The organism is Bacillus sp. SYZHCR11 (genome assembly GCF_057196865.1).
Window position 1 is genome coordinate 578961 of sequence record NZ_JBXUND010000001.1, and the last position, 22898, is coordinate 601858.

Below are 22898 nucleotides of genomic sequence, written 5' to 3' on the forward strand. Positions count from 1 at the left end.
TTTTGAGTTTCCGATTTTTTCACCGTTTTATCAGACAGCCTGTACCTTTTCATAAAGCTTTGCCGCCAATTCGCCGATGTTTGACACTCCCGTCAGCTCAACACGCGGGATCTGCAGTGATAATTCTTCAAGCATCATCGTGATAATTTCGGCGCGGTCCACTGAGTCCGCCCCCAGATCAACTAACCGGTCTTCCTTTGAAAGCTGTTCGCCTTCTAAATCAGGCAAAACCTCGTAGATTGTGTTCTGCAGCAATTCAAAGATTCTTTCTTCACTCATTGTCAGTTCCTCCCTGTTTCATCTTTTATGAATATTCCATGTTTTCAATCTATCATTTCGTCTTGTCAACACGTTTGCAGAAATGAGCCTAACTTCTGATTCAAAAGCGAGGCCGTCTCTTCCATAAGACGAAGGCCGATACCATCGGCATGGCGGTTTTTCCAGGACTCCAGCTCCGTACCTTTCACCCATTGATTAAAGGCGCCTAATGCCGGGCCGCAATGAATCTGGAAGTCTACCTTGGCATCCGGGTCTCCTTTAATCGCCGAAGCAGAGCTTTGCCTGAAATACCATTTGAATATGAGCGCCATTTTCTGTTTCGGATTCCGTTCGGCTTTTGAAATGTCTTCATTCGAATAATGAGCCTTCACTTTGTCATAAATACTGCTTACACTTGCCTTAAAATACTTCTCTTCTATTTGTCTGAGTGTCTTTTCATCAATTTCTTCAATTGAGCGGTGACGCTGATACAGTTCATGCAGCTTAGAGGCCCGGGTCGGAAAGAACAGCCCTTTCTTTAATACCTGCACCTTGCTGCCTGATTCAAACATATCGCCGGCCGGCGCGTAGGCCGTGTCCTGTACATTCATCTGCTGCAGGAGATCCTTTACAAGGCCGCTCGTCGCTGCTTCAACGGTGCATTGGTTAATGGATCCGGTCACAATAAAATCAGCGCCGAGCATAAATGCGGCCATAGCAGCCTCAGGCGTTCCGATTCCCCCTGCGGCTCCGATGCGGACGGTTTTGCCGTATCGGTATTTTTTCATCATGTCATCTCGTAAACGGATGATCGCCGGCATGAGACTGTAAGCAACTCCGCCGTCAGTGTGGCCGCCTGAATCAGCCTCTACGCAGATGTCATGCGCAACGGGTATTTCTCTCATCAGACTTGCTTCTTCAGCGGTAATTTTGTTTTCGGCTGCAAGTTTCTGCAGAATGTGATCAGGCGCCGGGCTGAGAAATGCTTCCGCTACTTCCGGACGGGACAGCTTTGCGATAATCCGCTGACGCGCTATTATTTGTCCGCCGGCACCGCGTTTTAACCCCTTAGCGCGAAACCTTACTAAAGCAGGAGTAACCGTTAAAAATGCTGATGCTTCCAAGTTCTGAACCCCATGCTTCAGTAAAAGATCAATCATTTTTTCTTCTGAATCTGTATGTTTCATGTTATGTACAACATTAATACCGAAGGAACCGCCGTCACGAAGCTCATGCTGAATTGACAAAATGGCGTCCTCAACGTGCGCGATGTTCAAACCGCCCGTTCCGAAAAAGCCCATCATTCCTTTTTCGGCCAGTTTGACGACCATTTCCTTCGAAGAAATTCCGCGGTACATGCCGCCGGCCAAGTAGGCGTATTTCAATTGATAATCGCGCTTAAACTCTTCATTTCCTAAAGACTCCGCCGTAATTGAGCTTTTTCCAGCTTCAGCCGGGACTTTGATTTCATCTGTTATCGGCTCCGCTTCAGCCGTAATTCTTTGAATCAGCCCCGTCAGCACTTTTCCGGGACCGATTTCCTCAAAGATCATGTTCTTTCTTCCCATTAAAAAACGGATGCTGTCTGTCCAGTTCACCGATCCCGTTATTTGTCCTGTGAGTGTCTTTTTCAGCTCGGTCTGCTCATAAGGTCTTGCCGTCACATTTGAAATGACCGGAATGGACAGCGGCTTAAAATGGAAAGTTTCAATAAACCGTGAAAATTCCTCCTTCGCTTCCAGCATGTATCTGGAATGAAAGGCGCCGCTGACATTTAAGCGGTGAACCATTTTTACGCCGTTTACGGCTTCAAAAACGGATGCGGCTTTTTCAATATCTTCTTTATATCCGGAAATGACAATTTGCTGCGGAGTGTTCATGTTGGCGATATCAATCGTATGCAAGTGATATTCTCTTAAAACGTCCGTCACCTGCTCATGAGTCAGGCCGATCACCGCTGCCATGCCGCCTCCTTTTGCGCGGCTCATCAGGTCGCCCCTTTTTTTGACCAGCTGTAGGCCTTCTTCAAAATCAAAAGCGCCCGAGGCGTATAACGCGTTATATTCGCCTAAACTGTGTCCGGCGGTAAAATCCGGTTTCAAGCCGGTTTCTTCTGTTTTTTTCAAATAACTGAGGGCATTGACGACATAGAGCGCCGGCTGAGTGAATTGAGTCTGATTGAGACGTTCTCCGTCCCGGCACAGCTCCTGAATGGAATATCCGAGAATGTGATCGGCCTTTGCGGTTAATTCAGGATAGCGGCCGAACAGGTCCTCTCCCATCCCTATTTTTTGCGAGCCTTGGCCTGGAAAAACAAAGCTGATCATCTTACAGTCTCCTTCCGGGCGGTGATAAAATGCTGTCTTCTATTTGCTGCAAATGGGTTTGTTCTTTATGAAACGGCGTCATAATGGCACGGATGCGTTCAGCCGATCCTGCGGGAAGAATCTGTTTGGCAAATGCGGCCAATGTTCCGGAAGGCCCGGCATCGATATACAATCCTTTTTGGCGGCTGTCTGCGAATTGAAGCGCTTCGCGGAATCGAATCGGCTTTCTTACAATATCCCAGAAAAAGTCCGCTTGTATATCGGTCTCAGCCTCTCCGGTCGCACTGGAGATGTACGGTATAAACGGAGTCCGGATTGATTTCTGAGCTAAAAAGCGCTTGTACGGCTGTTCCGCCTGATCAACCAGCGCTGAGTGAAACCCGTAAGATACCGGCAATAGCTGATGAGGAATCTGCTTTTCTCTCAGATCGTCCATGATCTTTTTGATATGTTCCCGCTCTCCCGAGATGACAAAGTGAGAATGATAGTTTACAGATGCCAATTCACTATGTTCGCCGAGCAGCGGATCATCTTGATATAAAGCCGGATCACCCAGTATCGCAAGCATGCTGCCGTTACGGCAAGTTTCCGTAATGATTCGGGCCTGTTCCAGCACGCAATCTAAAGCATCCTCAGCGCTCAGCACACCCGACACAGCGGCCGCTGCATACTCTCCAAGGCTTGCTCCGATCACATAATCGGGACGTATGCCTCTTTGCTCCAAAGCATATGCAAGTGCGTACTCAGCCATAAAAATGGCAGGATGGCTGAAAAGAAGGCGGTCAAATGGATCAGACAGACGATTGCCTGTATGATAAACCTCTTTCAGGACAGAGTAACCGAAACGGCTGACTGCAAAATCGTCCAAGTCAAGCATTTTCTGCCGAAAAGCGGCGTTATGTGCAAACAGCTCTTTCCCCATTTGATAGTATTGGGAACCCTGTCCAGAAAACATGAAAACAATTGGCTGGTTCATTTGTTCTCCTTTTTGCTCTTTATTTTTTTAAAATATTGATTTGTAAGTTTTTCTTGATGTTGTGTGCAGGTGAAGTGGTCGTGATGTTGTATGGCTGGCACTATTATGTGAGATAAGAATTTTGACTTGCATTCCGCTACATGGCGGGTGAAGCTTCAGTTTCTTTTTTGATGCGGTGAATAAGTCCTGTCAGCACATGGCCCGGGCCGACTTCTTCAAATTCCATCCGCCCTTTGTCCAGCAGATAGCGCATGCTGTCGTTCCATCGCACTGAATGGTCGATCTGATCGGCCAGAACGGAGTGGATTCCGTCTTGCTCATAAGGTCTGGCATGCACATTAGAAATGACAGGAATTGATATAGCAGAAAAATGAAATGACTGTAAAAATTTTTCGAACTCTTTTTTTGCTTCGCTCATATATCTCGAGTGAAAAGCGCCGCTGACGTTTAACGGATGAAACATCGTAACGTCCTTTATTCCTTCGAATACGCTTTTGGCTCTTTCAATGTCTTCTTTGCGTCCGGATATGACAACTTGGTGAGGAGAATTCATATTGGCAATATCAATCGTATGTAATCCGTGCGTTTGAAGGGCGTCCGACACTTGAGCTGCGGTTAACCCCATAACGGCGGCCATTTTTCCGTCAGTGGCCATACTCATTAATTCGCCTCTTTTACGGACAAGCTGCAGGCCGGTAATAAAATCAAAAGCACCTGCTGCAAACAGCGCATTATATTCTCCCAAACTGTGGCCGGCCAAATAATCCGGCTTTATGTCATTGTCTTGGATTTTTTTCAAATAGCTTAACGCGTTTACAACATATAAAGCAGGCTGGGTGAACTGCGTCTTGTGAAGGTTGGAATACGGATTCTCAAGACAAAGCCGTTTCATGGAATATCCGAGTGTTTCATCAGCCTGCTCCGTTAAGTCTTTAAATTCATCAAACAATGAGCTTCCCATTCCCTGCTTTTGAGAACCTTGTCCGGGGAATATGTATGTGATCATTTTCTCAGCCATCCTTTCTCGGATTCAGTTAAGAAGCATGTTCAAGTTGATAGTAACTTCACAAAAATACCATGTCAAGTTAATTTATCCTATGCGGAATCCTGAATAATGCCTATTTTTCCCTGACGGAAGGCGGACTCAGGGCTTTTGGAATAGACATAAGCAGAATGTCCCATTCGGCCTGCCCGGCGCTTTTATCCGCAAACTACCGTTACTCAGCCATTCATCACCAAAAAGCGAGCAATGACTATCATTTCAATTCAGAAGTTCCGTGGCCTAAAAGAAAAACTAGTTAGATAGAACCAAATTATACGCTACTTAAAGTGAAACAGCCCTTTTTGATTTTTTCTGTTGCGGAAGTTCACGAAATGTTCTTTTTTTTCAATCTGAAAGTAAATATTGTTTTTCAAAAGACTCTCCATTTTTTGACCCGGCTTCTCCCCGAAGGAGTGCCCCGGATACACTCGCACATGCGGCGGAATAGAGGCTTTGATCCTCTGTATACTGTGAAACATATCTTCAGCTGAGCTGCCCCTGTCCTCACATATACCGCACCCTTCTGTAAACACGGTATCACCGGTAAAAAGGTGATCAGATAGCAAATAGCACATTCCCCCGGCCGTATGTCCCGGGGTCAATATACTTCTGATGATAAACCCTCCGGCCGCAAAGGTTTGTCCGTCTTCAAGCGCTATTAAGTTTCTGCACCGGAATTGATAGAAATCGATTTCTGCCGACGACATATATATATCAGAATGATAGATTTGCTGAAGCGGCTCCGCCAAGTTTACATGGTCATAATGCGAATGTGTTAATAAAATAGCTGATAAATCAACATCCAATTCATGCAGTTTATCGGTTATTTTATCGATTTCCCAGGACGGGTCCACCGCTATCGCAGATTTTTTTGAGCGGTCTGCGATAATATAACAATAGTTGGACCACATCTGGTGATAAGTTTTGATTTGATGCACTTCATATGTATGATCCATTGTCACCATTCCCATTTAAAAGATCCGGGCAGACTGCTGCCGCCGCCCAGCCGACTGTAACCACTTTACCAGATGGCACCACGTTTTTCCATGGATTTTCCGGTAAAGTTTAAAAAACTTTCTGCTCCCGCCAAAAGCACCAGTCTGGGCCTTTTTTACAAATTGCTATGCTGATATATAAGGAAATCAGAATATTAATTCAGATGAATTCTTTAGGGAATTTTATTCAGAAAATGAAGGATGAATATGAGTTTCGGATAAAAAGAAAACAAATTGAGCTTTTGTTTTGAGAAGCAATTACAGAAGCGGCCGGAGGAGATAATCAGTTTTTAGAAATGACCCGCAATTAAGATTATTATTTCAATCCTTTTCTTCAGATAAACTAAACCACACGGGCTCTCGAAATATATCAGAATACCTTAGTTCTTACACCGAATTCAACGTTATGTTGACATTAACATAATTGAACTGAGAAAAGTACGGCTTAATTTACACTCTTTTCTTTTGCGAGAAAACCGTTCAAAAACAAGTCTAGCTGCAACAATTCACGAAAGCGTCGCGCATGAAAAAAGACGTCAGTTGAAGACGATTTATATTTGATTATTGACAAGGAGCTCAGATGTTTTTGTTAGGGCTAAATAAAGTTATCTTTTTACTGTGCAAAAACAAAACTAACATAAAATCATTAAGTGTAAAAAGTAAATATTAAGATTTAGACAAATAGACTATGTTATATGGGTCGGAGTTTACTGCTCAAGGTGATTTGTCCTGAGCTATAAAAGCACTGAGAGCAGCTCGGGACGCAATACCTACTAAAGTTAAAGCTGCTATGGGTGGAATCGGCGGTTTTGAAATAATTCTTAATATCATTGACAATTTTACTGGTGCAGTTGAAGATGCGTGCTATGCGGATGCTCTAAAAGTAACTGGCAACCCGGCAGCAACTTTGTGGGTTACTAAAACTCTTATGCTTTTCCTTTAAACGGGGCTATTGTTGGTGTTTAACAAATTTATCCTGTGTTAAGCTTTAAAGTGATTATTTTCTAAAGTGTTTAAGATCGGAGGTAACTATGGAAGATAAAAGTAATGCTGAACCGAGCCCGAAAGCTATAAGAATTCTAACTTACATCATTCCTATATTTTTAATAGGGCTTATCCTTGTTCTTAAGAATATTAACACCGCCGCAGCGGAAATTTCATTTTATATTGTTGCTGTTGGTGTGGTTCTCTTAGTGGTTTTCAGTTTGATCAAAAATAGAAAAAACCGCAGAAAGAACTAAATGTAAGGGGGACTAATCACTAGTCCCCCTTGACTAACTTGCGGATAGTATAACCCGCCAAATTCCAATTTTATTTAAATTCTTCCCTATCTCTTCCCTGTGACTTTGCAAAAGCAGGTACCCACATACAGAGTAATCATCTTGTACTTAAGGGATCCTTCCCAAATAACATGAGTTTCAGGAAACGTTTTCTCCATTATTTCACTATTAATGCAGCCAATTGATGATATAGACGGTTCCACAAAACACAGGATACTACATCGCCAACCCCAATTACTACCCATAAACAATTTTTATATGACAGAAAAGCAGCTGGATGTTAAACAAATTATCTTCATAATTTACGGTATACCATGCAACAATTATGCCAGAACTCAAAAGTTATCTCTGAAAGGCTGGGTCATTCAAACTAGTAAGGCTGCTTGTGGGAAAATAACAGTTTAGTCTCACATAAACGTTGTTATTACATCACACGCTTAAACATCTTCTCCATTTCATACGTACTGTGGTGGATAATGATCGGCCGGCCGTGCGGGCATGTGAACGGGTCTGTCGTTCGGCGCAGGTCGTCCAAGAGCGCTTTGATTTCGTCGTTTCTCAAATGGCGGTTCGCTTTGATTGAGCCTTTGCAGCTCATCATAATGGCCGCTTCCTCCCGGAGTTTTTTAATATCGATCTGTTTGGCGTCAAGCACCTGCTGAATGATTTCTTCAATCAGTTCAGCTTCTTCCCCTTTTGGAAACCAGGCCGGATGGCAGCGGACGATGTAGCTGTTCGTGCCGAATGCTTCTAAAAATACTCCTACGCTTTCAAGCTCATGCTGATGCTGGTCAATGATCAGCGCTTCATTTGCCGCATAATGAAAGGTGAGCGGCACGATCATATCCTGCACTTCAGGCTCGACCTGCCCGACTTTCTCCCGGAAATATTCGTATTTAATCCGTTCTTGCGCCGCATGCTGGTCAATGATATACAAGCCGTTTTCGTTTTGGGCTAAAATATATGTCCCGTGCATTTGGCCGATCGGATACATCACCGGAACTCTTTCTTCCCGTATTTCTTCAGAGTCAGCTTCCTCTTCGGGCTCCGGAATATCGGAAACAGGCGCTTCCGTTACCGGCATGCCGAGTTCCGGCGGCACTCCGTGACCCGCTTCATCCGGCAGGGACTCTTCTTCTATGACCGGCTCCGGCTCTTTTACGACCGAACTCAGCTTCATCGGTGAGTAAGACGGCTCCGGCGTTTTTTCAGGAAGTTTCCGCTCAGGCGCGCTTTCCTCGAATGTCATAAATTGCTGTTCGTTTTTGGCCGGTGCCGGCGCTGTTTTTTTCGGGAGCTGGGCGCTCGGAATAAGCCGCTGCTTTTGAAACACTTCCTTTATCCCGTCACGGATCAGCTCATGCAGCTCCGTCTCTTTGCTGAGGCGGACTTCAAGCTTCGACGGATGGACATTGACATCGACCAAAATCGGGTCCATCGTAATTTCGATAAACGTAATCGGATGGCGGCCGATCGGCAGAAGTGTGTGATAGCCCTCATGCACCGCTTTTACAAGCGGGAAATTCTTAATGTATCTTCCGTTAATGACAGATGACATGTAGTTTCTGGATGCACGCGTGATTTCCGGAAGCGCGATGTAGCCCTTGACTTCAAAATCAAGCGAGCTGACATGGAGCGGTATCATTTTTTTCGCAACCGCCGTCCCGTAAATTGCGGCCAGCACATGGCGCACGTCCCCGTTACCGTTTGTCTGCAACAGATTTTTCCCCTGATGGCGCAGACGGATGGATACTTCCGGATGCGCAAGAGCAATCCGGTTGACAACATCCGTAATATTGCCGAGCTCCGTATGCACGGTTTTCATATATTTCAATCTGGCGGGCGTATTGAAAAACAGGTTGGTAACGATAATCTCCGTTCCTTTTCTGCTGGAGGATTTCTGCTCAGAAATGATATTCCCGCCCTGAAGAATGAGATGGGTTCCCGCCCCCTCTCCGATGCTCGTTTTGATTTCCAGATGAGAAACAGACGCGATACTTGGCAAAGCTTCTCCGCGGAAACCGAGTGTTCTCACCCGGAACAGGTCGTTTTCATCTTTGATTTTACTGGTCGCGTGGCGGCGGAAAGCCCGCTTGCAATCATCGGTTTCCATCCCTTCGCCGTTATCGAGCACCCGAATCGACGAAAGCCCCGCTTCCTCTATGTCGATCTCAATGACTGTGCTGTTTGCGTCAATGGCGTTTTCCACCAATTCTTTAACGACTGAGGCAGGCCGTTCGACCACCTCGCCGGCCGCTATTTTATTCGAAAGTTCATCTGACAGCTGGATGACTTTTGCCAAGTCCGTCACCTCTTTCTATTTTAATTTTTTTTGCAGCTTGTACATTTCATTCATCGCCTCAAGCGGCGTCATATCGAGAATATTGATTGACTTAAAAGCTTCAAGCACTTGTTTTTCTTTATTAGAAACCGCCGGTGCCTTCTGTTCTTTTTCACCGTCAGCAAAAAAGGACAGCTGTGCCGGTTCTTCTTTGACGGCGGGCTTTTTCTCAGGTGCCGCCGGAAGCTCCGGTTTATCTCCCGTCTGCTCAAGCTGTTTCAAAATCTCCTGCGCGCGGCTGATCAGATCGTCCGGGAGCTCCGCAAGCTGGGCGACATGAATGCCGTAACTTTTATCTGCGGCTCCTTCTTTGATTTGATGGAGAAACACGACCGTTCCGTTATATTCCTCTGCACGCACATGAACGTTTTTCAGCTGAGGAAGCTTATCTTCAAGCACCGTCAGCTCATGATAATGCGTGCTGAACAGTGTTTTAGCGCCGATATGATCATGAACATATTCAATAATCGCCTGTGCCAGCGCCATTCCGTCGTACGTTGATGTCCCGCGGCCGATTTCATCAAACAGGATCAGGCTGTCTTTTGTGGCGTTCACAATCGCGTTTTTCGCTTCCAGCATTTCCACCATAAAGGTGCTTTGTCCGGAAATCAAATCATCCGCTGCCCCGATTCTCGTGAAGATTTGATCAAAAATCGGCAGAACCGCTTCTTTTGCGGGCACAAAACAGCCGATCTGGGCCATGATCGATAGAAGTGCGATCTGTCTCATGTACGTGCTTTTACCTGACATATTCGGACCTGTAATCAGGAGCATTTCCCGCGAATCGCCCATCAAGCAGTTGTTCGGCACGTATTCTTGACTGTCCATCACCTTTTCAACGACGGGGTGTCTCCCTTCAATGACTTTTACTTCATTATCAGAAAAGACGGGCTTTGTGTAATGCCTGTTTTCACTGATCGTAGCAAAGCATTGCAACGCATCCAGCTCACTCATTTGTTTGGCAAGACGCTGCAGACGCGGAATAAATTGTTTGACCTTTTCACGCAGACCGGCAAAAAGCTCATATTCCAGCTCGCAGATGTTGTTTTCCGCTTCTAAAATAAGCGCTTCTTTTTCCTTCAATTCCGGCGTAATGTACCGTTCGGCGTTTGTGAGGGTCTGCTTCCGCTCATACCGCCCGTCCTCAAGCAGATGAAGGTTTGCTTTTGTGACTTCAATATAATAGCCGAACACTTTATTGAAACCGACCTTTAATGAACGGATGCCCGTATAAGCGCGTTCCTGCTGCTCCAGTCTGGCAATCCAGTCTTTACCGTTTTTGCTGGCGTCACGGTACTCATCGAGCTTCTGATGATAGCCGTCTTTAATTAAGTTGCCTTCTTTTAACGATAACGGCGGGTTTTCATGAAGGGCTTCTTCTAACAGGTCAAGCAAATCTCCGCACGGATCAATCAAGCCGGCGCGTTCTTTTGCTTTTTTATGGTTAAGAGATCCTACAAGCTCTTTAATGCTCGGCACTTGTTTTAAAGATTCTTTCAGCTGGATTAAATCTCTTGCGTTGACGTTTCCGAATGCGACCCTGCCCGCCAGACGTTCTAAATCGTATACTTCCTTCAGGCGCTCGCGCAGATCTTCACGCTCAAACAGATGATTGATCAGCGTCTCGACCATTTCCTGGCGTTCTTCGATTTGGGATGCCCTGATCAGCGGGCGGTCAATCCATTGTTTGAGAAGCCGGCCGCCCATTGCTGTTTTCGTCTCGTCTAAAAGCCAAAGCAATGACCCTTTTTTGCTTTTCGAACGGATCGTTTCCGTCAGCTCAAGATTCCGTTTTGAATACAGGTCAATTTTCATCGCTTCTTCCAATTCATATACTTGAACCGGCTGCAGATGATCCAGGCTCCGTTTTTGCGTTTTCTGCAAATACGTATATAAACGCATAAACGTCTCTGTCAGCTCTTCGCCCGGCAAGTGCTTTGCGATTTCAATGCGTTCTGTTATTTCCCCGTCTTCGATAGAAATCGTTGCGCCGCACCGTTCTTTCAGCTGAGCAGCTGTATGTTCGTTAAACTTGCTTGATACGACAATTTCCTTTGCGCCGACTGAGTAAATTTCTGACATGACATCTTCAATCCGCTCAATAAATACGGCCAGGTTTTCTCCGGTCGTTAAGTCTGATAAAGCGAGACCGTATCCGTTACGAAATTCGGAAACGGAAGCGATAAAGTTGTTTTCCGACTCATGGATGCCTTTTCCATCCATCACGGTTCCCGGGGTGATCAGCTGGACGACTTCTCTTTTTACAACGCCTTTAGCCGCCTTCGGATCTTCCGTCTGCTCACAGATCGCCACTTTATAGCCCTTTTTAATCAGCTGTTCAATATAAGCCGCCGCGGAATGATACGGCACGCCGCACATCGGAATTTTATCAGCCGAACCTCCGTCTCTGCTTGTCAGTGTAATTTCAAGCTCTTGCGACGCTTTTTTTGCATCTTCAAAAAACATTTCATAAAAGTCACCAAGCCGAAAAAATAAAAAGGCATCTTGGTGCTCTGCCTTTATCTTCAAGTATTGCTGTATCATAGGCGTGTAACTAGCCATCATTTAATCCCTCACTATGTATCTTCTCTTATCCGAATCCCATTATAACATAAACAAAAGAGTGATATCTTTATATATAAAAAAGAGACTCGGGGTGTTAAACTCCCCTAGCCTCAACTTATTCTTCAGGATCTCCGACTAAAAATTCAGGGTTAATGTCCTCTAATTCTTCGTCAAGATCGTCTTCCCAATCATCATCATCGTCTTCTTCCCAGTCAGGATTGACTTCGACGACGACTTTCGTTTCACCGACCACTTCTGCTAAAAATTCCCTCTCTGCCTGAACCACGATTTTATTTCCGTTAGGAGAAATGGTGACTTCAAGACAATTCGGCTGCTGCAACACTTTGGCAATGACTTCGTGTTCGTCATCTAAGTAATTTGTATCTCTGTATCTGAGTTTAATCACATCGACATACTTTACTCTCTCGGTTACAACTTCCGTTTTTGTATTATCGGCGTAAGAGTACCAGACGTTTATATCATAATACCCTTCAATTTCTACAGTCTTCCCGATCTTTTCGGCATCGTACTTGTGGTTGATAATCCAGCCGCCCAGTATACTTGACGGTTTTTCTCCAGGCGAGATCGTGTTGGTGCATTGGGTGAATTTTCTTCCTTTCGCAACTACCGCTTTCGTAATAATTTCCCTGTATTCAGACATTCCGGCAGGCCTCCTTGTTCTTCTTCGTGTTATCTTATGCTGGGCATTTGTCTCATGTGCATTTTTATAATAAAAATATAAAAATACAAAGTTTCTGTTTCATTGTATGCAGCCCTGCCCAGAAACTTTACTTTTAAGTATGATAAAACTTTCCAGTAAAAATAGGACAAAACGTTGAGACAATGAAAATTTAGTACATATTACAATTAGTTCTCAAACAGAAAAAAACACGGGCCGATGAAGGCCCCGTGTTTAAATAGAACAGCTGTTATTCGAATGTTTTACTTTTGAACCGGTTTCTCCCGTCAGCAGGTTGCCTCCGGTAGATGTAATAATTTCGTTTGTCACCTGATTTGAGATCGTATGTGCGACAAGCTGAAGAAGGTCATTGACCTCAATCTGGGAATCTCTGAATTCCTGAATGATCGGAATCCCTTCAAGCTCTTCCTGCAGGGCGTCAATTTTACTTTCCACTTGTTTCAGCGCTTCAAGCTTTTCGTAGTGCTTCAGGTTAACGGCTTGCTTTTGCAGGGTTTTAATCTGATTAATAATCGCAGAGACTTTTTCATTTTCGTTAATCTGCGCCTCGGCGCGTTTGAAAAAATCAACTTCTTCTGTTTCAGAAATCATTTTCGCAAGGTTCCTAGCCTGCTGTACAATGTCTTTCTTTGAGTAAAGCGTCATTATTATTTCACCTCGATTGCTTCTCCTGCCATCACACCGTCAAGCGACCATGTTTTCGCCTGTTCGATTTTGACGCGTACAATCTTGCCGATGGCGTCTTTCGGCCCTTTGAAGTTGACGAGCTTGCTTTTTTCCGTATAGCCGGCAAGAATGTCAGGGTTATTTTTGCTTTCTCCCTCAACTAATACTTCGACAGTCCTGCCTTCATATTCCTTCATTTTTTTGGCTGAAATTTCTTTCACCAAATCATTAAGGCGCTGAAGACGTTCTTTCTTGACCCTCATCGGAACATTGTCTTTCATCTTCGCTGCCGGCGTGCCTTCACGAGGAGAGTAAATAAACGTATATGCGCTGTCAAATTCCACTTCGCGATATAACGAAAGCGTTTCTTCAAATTGTTCATCGGTTTCATTCGGAAAACCGACAATAATATCGGTCGTCAGTGAAGCGTTCGGCATCGCCGCTTTAATTTTTCCGACAAGCTCCAGATAGCGTTCTCGGTCATATTTACGGGCCATCATTTTTAACATCGCTGAGCTTCCTGATTGAACCGGAAGATGGATATGGTCTAAAAGGTTGCCGCCTTTGGCGAGCACTTCGATCAGATGATCATCAAAGTCACGCGGATGACTCGTCGTGAATCGGATTCTCGGAATATCAATTTTACGCAGTTCGTCCATTAAATCACCGAGACCGTACGTCATATCCTCAAAATCTTTTCCGTACGCATTCACGTTTTGACCGAGCAGCGTGATTTCTTTATAGCCTTCGCTTGCAAGTCTTCTGACTTCCTGGATAATTTCCTCAGGACGGCGGCTTCGTTCTTTTCCGCGGGTATACGGTACGATGCAGTATGTGCAGAACTTGTCGCAGCCGTACATAATGTTGACCCAGCCTTTAATTTTTCCGTTGCGGACTTTCGGAAGGTTCTCAATGACATCCCCTTCCTTCGACCACACTTCAATGACCATCTCTTTTGATAAATATGCCTCTGATAACAGTTCCGGCAGACGGTGAATGTTGTGCGTGCCGAAAATCATATCGACAAACGGGTGCTTCTTAAGGATGCGGTTTACGACTGATTCTTCCTGTGACATGCAGCCGCAGACGCCGAGAATCAAGTCCGGGTTATTTTTTTTGAGCGCCTTTAAATGGCCGAGCTCTCCGAACACTTTGTTTTCAGCGTTTTCCCGGATGGCGCAAGTGTTTAATAAAATAACGTTCGCGTCATCTACCGAATTTGTCGCTTCATAACCGAGCGCCATAAAAATACCCGCCATGACTTCCGTATCATGCTCGTTCATTTGGCATCCGTACGTGCGGATATAAAATTTCCTGCCTTCACCAAGGCCTTTAAATTCTTCAGAGATTTTAAAATCGTTATGATATTGAACGGATTCTTTGCCCCGTTTTTTTGCATCTTTTAAAGAAGGCGGAATATATACGGCTTCAAAATACTTGCTGTAATCCTTTTCGGATTTTTTGTCCGCCGGATTCACTTGTCCGCTTTCCTGCTTTTGCTTTTCATTCATGTTCGAATGTCTCCTTTCAACCGAAACTTCCACCCTCAAGTATACTGGTTAAAAGCGTTTGGCACAACCGCCAGCCTATTATTGTACACCTTATTGAGAATAAGAATCAATAAGAAATAAAAAAGAGGGAATCATTTCCCCCTTACACAAGCTGAAGCTCTTTTGCGGCTGAACGGATTACTTCAAGGGCCCGGTCAAGCTCCTCTTTTGTATGCTCCGCCGTAATAATGGTGCGGATTCTCGCTTTTCCTTGGGCGACCGTCGGATACACGATGCTTTGTGCAAACACGCCGCGGGTCAATAAAAGGTCTGATAATGCCTGGGCTTTTTCTTCCTCCCCTATTAATATCGGCACGATCGGTGTTTCGCTTTTTGTGAGGGTCAGCCCCATTTGAACCAGTTTGTCTTTGAAATACGCCGTGTTCTCCCATAGCTTTTCCATATGCTCAGGCTCTTCCAGCAGGACGTCAATGGCTTCTATGCATGCGGCCGTTACTGCAGGCGGATGAGAAGTGCTGAATAAGAAAGGACGCCCTTTATGGCGCAGGTAATCGATCAGAACCTGCGACCCTGCGGCGTAACCGCCAAGCACTCCGATGGCTTTGCTTAATGTGCCCACCTGTATGTGGACTCTTCCGTCAAGCCCGAAGTGATTAACCGTCCCCCTTCCGTTTTTTCCGAGTACGCCGGAAGCATGCGCATCGTCGACCATCACAAAGGCATCGTACGCCTCGGCAAGTTTGACGATGTCAGGCAAAGGAGCGATGTTGCCGTCCATTGAGAATACGCCGTCGGTGACGATCAGGCGCATGCGGTAATTCATTGATTTTTTCAGCACCCTTTCCAAATCGTCCATATCAACATGGCGGTACACCTTTTTATCTGCTTTTGTCAGCCTGATCCCGTCAATAATGGAAGCATGGTTCAGTTCGTCAGAGATCACGATATCTTCTTTTGTAAGAATGCTTGATAAGACGCCCTGATTCGTTGTGAACCCCGATTGAAAAACAAGTGCCGCTTCTGTTTTTTTAAAGGTTGCCAATTTTTTCTCCAGCTCATTGTGCATTGTGAATGTTCCGGCGATTGTACGGACGGACCCCGTACCCGCTCCGAATTCTTCCGCGGCGCGTTTGGCCGCTTCGACAAGTCTCGGATGCGACGTCAAACCGAGATAATTGTTCGATGAAAGCTGTATCACGTTTTCCCCTTTGACTTCCACCGACGGACCCTGCTTCGTTTCAATTTGTTTCATTTGCTGCCACGTTTTATTTTCTTTCATTTTATCAAGCTCTGCTTTTAGAAATTCAAATTCTTTCATTATAGAACCCTCCCCTTATGGAATCAAAATGACTTTGCCGCACTGTCCCTTTCTCATCAGGTCAAACCCTTTTTCAAAGTCTTCAAGCGGAAACTGATGCGTGATCACCGGCGTCAGATCAACAAGGCCGGATTCAAGCAGGTGCGATACCTGCCGCCATGTTTCAAACATTTTTCTGCCTGTGATGCCTTGGACGGTAAGTCCTTTAAACACCACGTCATTTGTCAGGTCAACCGTCACCGGACGTTCCGGCAGACTCAGCATGTGGAACCTCCCCCCGTTGGCCGCCATCTTTAATCCTTGTGTTATGGCTGCCGGGTGGCCTGACATTTCGCAGACAAGGTCGATCCCTTCTCCGCCTGTTAAGGTGTCGATCACCTCAAGCGGATCTTCCTCGTCAGCTGAAATGGTGATCGCAGCTCCCAATTTCTTCGCAAGAGCCAGCCTGTAATCATTTTTATCAATGGCCGCAATACGGGATGCACCGGCCGCTTTAGCCACCGCCACCGCCATCAGCCCGATCGGTCCGCAGCCGATAATTGCAGCGGAACCGCCCGCAAGCCCGCTGCTTTCCAGCACCGTATGCACCGCGTTGCCAAGGGGCTCTTGAACAGAGGCGACGGCGGGGTCCATATCAGCGGGGTTTTTCCAAACATTTCGGGCCGGCACTTTGACATATTCAGCGAAGGAGCCGGCTGTATCTACCCCGAGGATCTTTGTATGGGTGCACACATGATGTTTTCCTGTTAAACACGGGACACAAGTACCGCAGACGAAGTGGGTTTCAGCCGAAACGTAGTCACCTATTTTGACATTTGTGACGTGCTTGCCCGTTTCCGCTACGATACCGCTGAATTCATGTCCGAATACTTGAGGTGTTTTGATTCGTTTCTGCGCCCATTGATCCCAATTATAAATATGCACATCTGTACCGCATATAGATGCGGCCTGTACTTTAATGAGAACTTCATTCTCATTAATGGAAGGTATGGGAATTTCTTTCAGCGTTGCTCCGAAAGCGTTTTCATTTTTAACGATAGCTTTCATCTTTCCTCCCAACATGTACACTCCTCCTCGAAAAAACACTGTAATAACTGGATTGTAACATGAGATAAAAAGGAGGTAAACACCAGTGTCCACTCGAGGAAAACAACTGCTTCCGTCCGGAAAAATGGGCGGGATTTTTTTTGAATATTATATGAATAAAGCCATTTATCATCTCTTCGTACTATCAATATAATATTGTGAGAAAATATGACAGCAATAAAAACAACCTGCTTGCCTTACGCAAGCAGGTGGAGAATGTACATGTTTTTGTTTTTAACGGGGTTCGACGATTAACTTAATCGCCGTTCTTTCTTCTCCGTCAATCTGTATATCTGTAAAAGCCGGAATACAAATCAAATCTACGCCGCTTGGCGCGACAAAGCCTCTGGCAATCGCAACCGCTTTAACAGCCTGGTTTAAGGCACCCGCCCCAATTGCTTGAATTTCGGCGGCTCCGCGTTCCCTCAATACGCCGGCAAGCGCGCCTGCTACTGAATTTGGACTTGATTTTGCTGAAACTTTTAAGATTTCCATTTCTGCTCCCCCTTAGTTTTACAATGGATAAGTGAGTGTTCATTAGAACAATCATTATTAGATGTTGCTATCCAAAAAGCCATCCCCACAATGCTTTTCAAAAATAGCGGGCTACCTTCCATTTCTACTATATTCACTAAGAAGTTGCTATATTCCTGCTTTTCCTTTTAATATTTTTATAAAATAAACACATGATCACCTATTCAAAGAACATATGGTCATCATTGATTAATATCCGTTCGATATTTACGGCCTTTTTCGTTTGATCGTCGATGTCAATGAGCACTCCGCTCAGCGTAGTTTTACCTTCCGCCACCGTAAACCGGACGGGAAGATTGGTTTTAAACCGCTTGATGACCGTTTCTCTGTCCATACCGAGAATTCCGTCATACGGACCCGTCATGCCTACATCAGTAATATATGCCGTTCCTTTCGGCAAAATGCGGTTATCTGCCGTTTGCACGTGTGTATGGGTGCCTACCACGGCAGAGGCTCTTCCGTCTGTATACCAGCCGATCGCAATTTTTTCGCTTGTCGCTTCCGCGTGAAAATCAATAAAAATGTACGGTGTGCGCTTTTTCGCTTCTTCTATTAATTCATCCGCTTTAGCAAACGGATCATCAAGCGGCGGAAGAAACGTCCGCCCCTGTAAATTAATGACGGCAAGCTCTTTTCCGTTCGATTTAATATAAGTAATGCCTTTGCCCGGCGTACCTACCGGGAAATTCGCCGGCCGGACAAGATGCGGCACATCATCAATAAAGTCGAAGATCTCTCTTTTATCCCACGTATGGTTTCCCATTGTAATGGCGTCGGCTCCCGCTTCCATCAGGCTGTGGTAGATCTTTTCCGTCAGTCCTTTTCCGTGTGCTGCATTTTCTCCGTTAATAATTGTAAAATGCGGTTTATGTTTCGCTTTCAGTTTCGGGACATATTCTTTTACCATGTCGCGGCCCGGGGAACCGACAACATCTCCGATAAATAAAATTCTCATACATTCCATTCCTTCCTTTTCAGGGACTCAAAAAAATAAAGTGATGCGCTAAGCATCACTTTATTTTGCATACTCTACGGCTCGAGTTTCTCTGATCACGGTCACTTTAATGTGTCCCGGATAATCAAGCTCGTCCTCAATTCGTTTACGGATATCACGCGCCAAACGATGGGCTTCTAAATCATTAATGGAGTCCGGCTTCACCATGATGCGAACTTCACGGCCGGCCTGAATCGCAAATGATTTTTCAACACCTTCGTAAGACTCGGAGATTTCTTCAAGCTTTTCAAGTCTGCGGATATAGTTTTCGAGCGTTTCACTTCTCGCGCCCGGTCTTGCGGCTGACAGTGCATCAGCGGCAGCGACCAGAACGGCGATAATGGAAGTCGGCTCTTCGTCTCCGTGGTGTGACGCAATACTGTTAATGACGACTGGATGCTCTTTATATTTGGTCGCAAGCTCCACTCCGATTTCCACGTGGCTTCCTTCCACTTCATGGTCAATTGCTTTTCCGATGTCATGCAGAAGACCGGCCCGCTTGGCAAGCTTTGCATCTTCTCCAAGCTCGGAAGCCATTAAACCGGCTAAAAACGCAACTTCCATAGAATGTTTCAGTACATTCTGCCCGTAGCTTGTACGGAATTTCAACCGGCCGAGGATCTTGATCAGATCCGGGTGAAGTCCGTGAACGCCGACTTCAAACGTCGTCTGCTCACCCATTTCCCGGATATAGTCATCAACCTCACGGCGGGATTTTTCAACCATTTCTTCAATTCGCGCCGGATGAATACGGCCATCCTGAACGAGTTTATCAAGAGCGATTCTTGCCGTCTCCCGTCTGATCGGATCAAATCCGGAAAGAATGACTGCTTCAGGTGTGTCATCAATAATCAGGTCAATACCTGTAAGCGTTTCAAGCGTACGAATATTACGCCCTTCACGGCCGATGATACGTCCTTTCATCTCATCATTCGGAAGATTGACGACCGATACCGTCGTTTCGGCAACATGATCTGCTGCACAGCGCTGCAAAGCAAGCGACAGAATGTTTTTCGCCTTTTTATCTGCCTCTTCTTTCGCACGGTTTTCGGTTTCTTTTGTCATGATGGCGATGTCATGTGAAAGCTCATTTTCAACCCGGTCAAGAATGATTTGTTTCGCTTCATCCCGTGTCAGGCTCGAAATGCGTTCGAGTTCTGACTGCTGCATACGAATCATCTCATCCACTTTGCTTTCCATCTCTTCAATATGTTGTTGTCGTTCATTCAGAGAATGATCTTTCTTCTCCAACATCGCTTCCCGTTTATCAATTCCTTCATGTTTACGGTCAAGATTTTCTTCTTTTTGAAGTAAACGGTTTTCTTGTTTTTGAAGCTCATTTCGTCTTTCACGAACTTCCTGTTCAGCATCTATTCGAAGTGTATGGATTTCGTCCTTTGCTTCAAGCAGAGCTTCTTTTTTCAGTGCTTCAGCATCACGCTTTGCATCTTCAAGGATTTGCTCGGCAGCACCGCGTGCGCCCGCAATCTTTGCTTCGGCAATGGTTTTACGAACATAGTAGCCAACAACTAAACCGAGCAGAGTCAGCAAAATGGAGATGAGAACCGTCATTGGGGTCATACTTTCACCTCCTCTTGCTATGAACTTGGTTTTTGCTTAAATAAGTGCCGGCATGTACATTGTCTGATTTTCTCAACATACAGAACCTTCACAGGGAATGAGTCTCTCATGCCCTTGTCAAGTTTAAATGGTTTAACAATCATGTTAAAAAAACAAATGTTACAACTTCATTGTAATTGTGTCGGAAATACTTGTCAAGCTTGCCAGCTTAACGATTCGCCTTCAGCTCGGATCGCCGCCCATGTATATATCATACCATACCTTCATCCGCTTTTCGTGAATGACGGCTCTGTCAGTCCGCCTGGTTAAGCAATTGGTAAATTCTATTGTTTACCTGTCCTAATTTGGCGTTATTCTGAATGTTTGACAGTAATATGACATATTTGCTTGCCGAATGGCTGAAACTGTTTAAAATGTTGTAACCGGGCATAACACCGTGATTGGAATAGCTGCCCGGATCAATGTAAAACCCCATCCCGTAAGCGGCACTGCTTCCTGCTGTAAACATTTTTGTGAAGCTTTCTTTTGAAAGGAGCGTGCCGTTTACGATCGCTTTATCAAATTTATAAAGATCTTCAGCGCTCATATACATGTCGCCCGCCCCGTAAAGCTGCGATAAGTCCAAAAGGTGCGGCGTTACAAGACTGCCGCTCTCATCGACTTTGTAGCCGACGGCAGGATATTTGGCTTCAGCAAATGTTTTGTAAAATCCGGCGTGCTTCATTCCGGCCGGTTTGAACACGTGTTCTTTTATATATTGTTCATAAGACTCCCCGCTGACCTGAGATACGATATAAGCAAGCACTGAATAGTTGGAATCCCTGTAATCCCAAACCCCGGGCTGCCTTTTAATTCCGCGGTATTCTATATCCTTGATTAAATCAATTGGAGAAATCGGTCCCCGACCCTCAATATGCCCGTTTATGCCGGACGTATGATTGAGCAGGTTTTTCAATGTGATGCGCGTGCCGTTAGGAAAATTCGGCAAGTATGTACTGACGGGGTCACTCGTCTGCAGCAGCCCTTTTTCTTCAAGCTGCAGGACAGCCGTCGCGATTAACGCTTTTTGTGAAGAACCGATATAATATGATGTCTCCGGATTGTTTTTAATTTTTTGTTTTCGGTCTGCATAGCCAAAGCCTTTTTTCAGCACAACTTTTCCATCTTTTACGATCATTGCTGTGCCGCTGAACCCGATCTGTTGCAAGTAATTGCTGATCTGTTTATTGTGATCGATTGATTTAGGTGTTTTCTCTTTTTGCGTCTTTTCTTTTTTCTGTTGAGTCTGGTCTTTTGAAGTATCAGATTGAGCGGCGGGAGCGTTTTTAACGGATTCCTTCTCCCGATGATGCGCTGTGACGGTCCAGATCATAATAAAAACAGTGACAAGCAGCAGAAAAAGAAACAGCCCTCCCGTTTTCATCAGCTTCTTCTTTCTTTTTTTATTTATTCTTGTGCGGCGGGGGCTCGTCATCTTTTTTCCTCCTCAGATATAATTTCAACTTTCGCCATGATGTTAGACGAGTGAAGGGTGAAAAAAGTTGTAACATTCCAGATAAAATTTTCCGCACAGCCAGTGTTTTTTTGAAACATACAAAAAAAAAGAGCGGAAATTGCTTATTCCGCTCTTTTGATCGTGTTTTTATTCTTCTAATTCCATCTCTTCCTGAACTTCTTCCGCTTTGTCCGTTACACCGTTATTGTCTAAACCGTAATATTCACGGATTTGTTCCTGAATCATCAGCATGATGTCTTTATTTTCTTTTAAGAACTGCTTGGCGTTTTCACGGCCCTGACCGAGGCGTTCTTCTTCATAAGAATACCACGAACCGCTTTTTTGCACGATATCCAGTTCAGTTCCAAGGTCGATGATTTCCCCTTCTTTGGAGATTCCTTCACCGTACATAATGTCCACTTCAGCCGTACGGAACGGAGGAGCGACTTTGTTTTTTACGACTTTAATTCTCGTTTTATTCCCCATCACGTCGTTGCCCTGCTTTAATTGCTCGGCACGGCGCACTTCAAGACGCACGGAAGAATAGAATTTCAGCGCGCGGCCGCCCGGTGTCGTCTCCGGATTTCCGAACATAACGCCGACTTTTTCACGAATCTGGTTAATAAAGATTGCGATTGTTTTAGATTTATTGATAGCGCCGGAAAGCTTACGGAGCGCCTGAGACATAAGACGCGCCTGTAAACCGACGTGTGAATCACCCATGTCACCTTCAATTTCAGCTTTTGGAACAAGCGCCGCAACAGAGTCAACGACTACGATATCAACAGCTCCGCTTCGCACCAGCGCTTCAGCAATCTCAAGCGCCTGCTCTCCCGTATCCGGCTGAGAAAGCAGAAGCTCTTCGATATTGACACCGAGCTTTTGCGCGTAAACAGGATCAAGAGCATGCTCAGCATCAATAAATGCTGCCTGTCCGCCTTTTTCCTGAACCTCAGCGATTGCGTGAAGCGCTACAGTCGTTTTACCTGAACTTTCAGGTCCGTATACTTCAATAATCCGTCCGCGCGGGTATCCGCCTATTCCGAGAGCGGTATCAAGTGCAAGGGAGCCGCTTGGCACCGTTGAAATTCTTGTATCCGTTTTTTCTCCGAGCTTCATGATGGAACCTTTGCCGAATTGTTTTTCTATTTGCTTAAGAGCCATATCTAAGGCTGCCTGACGATCACTCATTTATTTTTTCCTCCTTTATCTTGCCACTACATATACTA

At 45.2% G+C, this 22898-nt stretch carries 18 protein-coding genes; 1 reads left to right on the forward strand and 17 read right to left on the reverse strand.

The features are described 5' to 3' along the window. Window positions 1-30 precede the first annotated feature (30 nt). From AC2CGA_RS02450 to AC2CGA_RS02470, 5 genes are all read right to left on the reverse strand, one after another. A complete protein-coding gene (locus tag AC2CGA_RS02450; RefSeq protein WP_003154099.1) occupies window positions 31-279 on the reverse strand; it encodes an acyl carrier protein in 249 nt (82 codons plus the stop codon). 65 nt (window positions 280-344) lie between these two features. Continuing rightward, window positions 345-2585: an ACP S-malonyltransferase gene (fabD, locus tag AC2CGA_RS02455; RefSeq protein ID WP_044053217.1), complete on the reverse strand. Its 2241-nt coding sequence runs from the start codon at window positions 2583-2585 to the stop codon at window positions 345-347. A gap of 1 nt (window position 2586) precedes the next feature. Next, complete coding sequence (locus AC2CGA_RS02460; RefSeq protein WP_003154101.1) at window positions 2587-3561, reverse strand: acyltransferase domain-containing protein; 975 nt, start codon at window positions 3559-3561, stop codon at window positions 2587-2589. A 136-nt stretch (window positions 3562-3697) separates the two neighbouring features. Next, window positions 3698-4567, reverse strand: a complete 870-nt coding sequence (gene fabD / locus AC2CGA_RS02465; RefSeq protein ID WP_043867142.1) for an ACP S-malonyltransferase — start codon at window positions 4565-4567, stop codon at window positions 3698-3700. A 314-nt stretch (window positions 4568-4881) separates the two neighbouring features. Then, on the reverse strand, window positions 4882-5559 hold the full coding sequence (locus tag AC2CGA_RS02470; protein WP_003154103.1) for an MBL fold metallo-hydrolase: 678 nt from the start codon (window positions 5557-5559) through the stop codon (window positions 4882-4884). A gap of 1070 nt (window positions 5560-6629) precedes the next feature. Between AC2CGA_RS02470 and AC2CGA_RS02475 the strand changes: the two genes are divergently transcribed. Further along, the gene (locus AC2CGA_RS02475) at window positions 6630-6839 is read left to right on the forward strand and encodes a hypothetical protein (protein ID WP_003154104.1); all 210 of its coding nucleotides are present in this window, start codon (window positions 6630-6632) and stop codon (window positions 6837-6839) included. A gap of 463 nt (window positions 6840-7302) precedes the next feature. On the opposite strand, the gene mutL is transcribed toward AC2CGA_RS02475, so the two are convergent. The 12 genes from mutL to recA form a co-directional block, all read right to left on the reverse strand. Beyond that, window positions 7303-9180 carry a DNA mismatch repair endonuclease MutL gene (gene mutL, locus AC2CGA_RS02480; protein WP_003154106.1) on the reverse strand — a complete coding sequence of 626 codons (1878 nt, stop codon included), beginning with the start codon at window positions 9178-9180 and terminating at the stop codon, window positions 7303-7305. A 15-nt stretch (window positions 9181-9195) separates the two neighbouring features. Next, complete coding sequence (gene mutS, locus AC2CGA_RS02485; RefSeq protein WP_003154108.1) at window positions 9196-11781, reverse strand: DNA mismatch repair protein MutS; 2586 nt, start codon at window positions 11779-11781, stop codon at window positions 9196-9198. 118 nt (window positions 11782-11899) lie between these two features. After that, window positions 11900-12445, reverse strand: coding sequence for an outer spore coat protein CotE (cotE, locus tag AC2CGA_RS02490; RefSeq protein WP_003154111.1), 546 nt, complete (start codon window positions 12443-12445; stop codon window positions 11900-11902). Window positions 12446-12697: 252 nt separating this feature from the next. Further along, on the reverse strand, window positions 12698-13129 hold the full coding sequence (gene ricA, locus AC2CGA_RS02495; protein ID WP_003154113.1) for a regulatory iron-sulfur-containing complex subunit RicA: 432 nt from the start codon (window positions 13127-13129) through the stop codon (window positions 12698-12700). A 2-nt stretch (window positions 13130-13131) separates the two neighbouring features. Beyond that, on the reverse strand, window positions 13132-14661 hold the full coding sequence (gene miaB, locus AC2CGA_RS02500; RefSeq protein ID WP_003154116.1) for a tRNA (N6-isopentenyl adenosine(37)-C2)-methylthiotransferase MiaB: 1530 nt from the start codon (window positions 14659-14661) through the stop codon (window positions 13132-13134). A 142-nt stretch (window positions 14662-14803) separates the two neighbouring features. Next, a complete protein-coding gene (locus AC2CGA_RS02505) occupies window positions 14804-15982 on the reverse strand; it encodes a glycine C-acetyltransferase (RefSeq protein ID WP_088037143.1) in 1179 nt (392 codons plus the stop codon). A 12-nt stretch (window positions 15983-15994) separates the two neighbouring features. After that, entirely contained in the window at window positions 15995-17041 is a 1047-nt protein-coding gene (gene tdh / locus AC2CGA_RS02510) for an L-threonine 3-dehydrogenase (RefSeq protein WP_024085310.1), read from the reverse strand. Window positions 17042-17299: 258 nt separating this feature from the next. After that, window positions 17300-17560, reverse strand: coding sequence for a stage V sporulation protein SpoVS (spoVS, locus tag AC2CGA_RS02515; protein ID WP_003154135.1), 261 nt, complete (start codon window positions 17558-17560; stop codon window positions 17300-17302). A 199-nt stretch (window positions 17561-17759) separates the two neighbouring features. Further along, window positions 17760-18554, reverse strand: a complete 795-nt coding sequence (locus tag AC2CGA_RS02520) for a TIGR00282 family metallophosphoesterase (RefSeq protein WP_139885279.1) — start codon at window positions 18552-18554, stop codon at window positions 17760-17762. Between the two features lie 60 nt (window positions 18555-18614). Then, window positions 18615-20174: a ribonuclease Y gene (gene rny / locus AC2CGA_RS02525; protein ID WP_003154140.1), complete on the reverse strand. Its 1560-nt coding sequence runs from the start codon at window positions 20172-20174 to the stop codon at window positions 18615-18617. Window positions 20175-20466: 292 nt separating this feature from the next. Then, window positions 20467-21648: a serine hydrolase domain-containing protein gene (locus tag AC2CGA_RS02530; RefSeq protein WP_003154142.1), complete on the reverse strand. Its 1182-nt coding sequence runs from the start codon at window positions 21646-21648 to the stop codon at window positions 20467-20469. A 168-nt stretch (window positions 21649-21816) separates the two neighbouring features. Then, complete coding sequence (recA, locus tag AC2CGA_RS02535; protein ID WP_003154145.1) at window positions 21817-22860, reverse strand: recombinase RecA; 1044 nt, start codon at window positions 22858-22860, stop codon at window positions 21817-21819. Window positions 22861-22898 lie beyond the last annotated feature (38 nt).

Coding starts and splice junctions, on each gene's coding strand:
- AC2CGA_RS02475 (WP_003154104.1), top strand. CDS start 6,630: ATGGAAGATAAAAGTAATGCTGAACCGAGCCCGAAAGCTATAAGAATT.
- tdh (WP_024085310.1), bottom strand. CDS start 17,041: ATGTTGGGAGGAAAGATGAAAGCTATCGTTAAAAATGAAAACGCTTTC.
- cotE (WP_003154111.1), bottom strand. CDS start 12,445: ATGTCTGAATACAGGGAAATTATTACGAAAGCGGTAGTTGCGAAAGGA.
- miaB (WP_003154116.1), bottom strand. CDS start 14,661: ATGAATGAAAAGCAAAAGCAGGAAAGCGGACAAGTGAATCCGGCGGAC.
- AC2CGA_RS02460 (WP_003154101.1), bottom strand. CDS start 3,561: ATGAACCAGCCAATTGTTTTCATGTTTTCTGGACAGGGTTCCCAATAC.
- AC2CGA_RS02470 (WP_003154103.1), bottom strand. CDS start 5,559: ATGGATCATACATATGAAGTGCATCAAATCAAAACTTATCACCAGATG.
- AC2CGA_RS02530 (WP_003154142.1), bottom strand. CDS start 21,648: ATGACGAGCCCCCGCCGCACAAGAATAAATAAAAAAAGAAAGAAGAAG.
- rny (WP_003154140.1), bottom strand. CDS start 20,174: ATGACCCCAATGACGGTTCTCATCTCCATTTTGCTGACTCTGCTCGGT.
- AC2CGA_RS02450 (WP_003154099.1), bottom strand. CDS start 279: ATGAGTGAAGAAAGAATCTTTGAATTGCTGCAGAACACAATCTACGAG.
- recA (WP_003154145.1), bottom strand. CDS start 22,860: ATGAGTGATCGTCAGGCAGCCTTAGATATGGCTCTTAAGCAAATAGAA.
- ricA (WP_003154113.1), bottom strand. CDS start 13,129: ATGACGCTTTACTCAAAGAAAGACATTGTACAGCAGGCTAGGAACCTT.
- fabD (WP_044053217.1), bottom strand. CDS start 2,585: ATGATCAGCTTTGTTTTTCCAGGCCAAGGCTCGCAAAAAATAGGGATG.
- mutS (WP_003154108.1), bottom strand. CDS start 11,781: ATGGCTAGTTACACGCCTATGATACAGCAATACTTGAAGATAAAGGCA.
- AC2CGA_RS02520 (WP_139885279.1), bottom strand. CDS start 18,554: ATGAGAATTTTATTTATCGGAGATGTTGTCGGTTCCCCGGGCCGCGAC.
- fabD (WP_043867142.1), bottom strand. CDS start 4,567: ATGATCACATACATATTCCCCGGACAAGGTTCTCAAAAGCAGGGAATG.
- spoVS (WP_003154135.1), bottom strand. CDS start 17,560: ATGGAAATCTTAAAAGTTTCAGCAAAATCAAGTCCAAATTCAGTAGCA.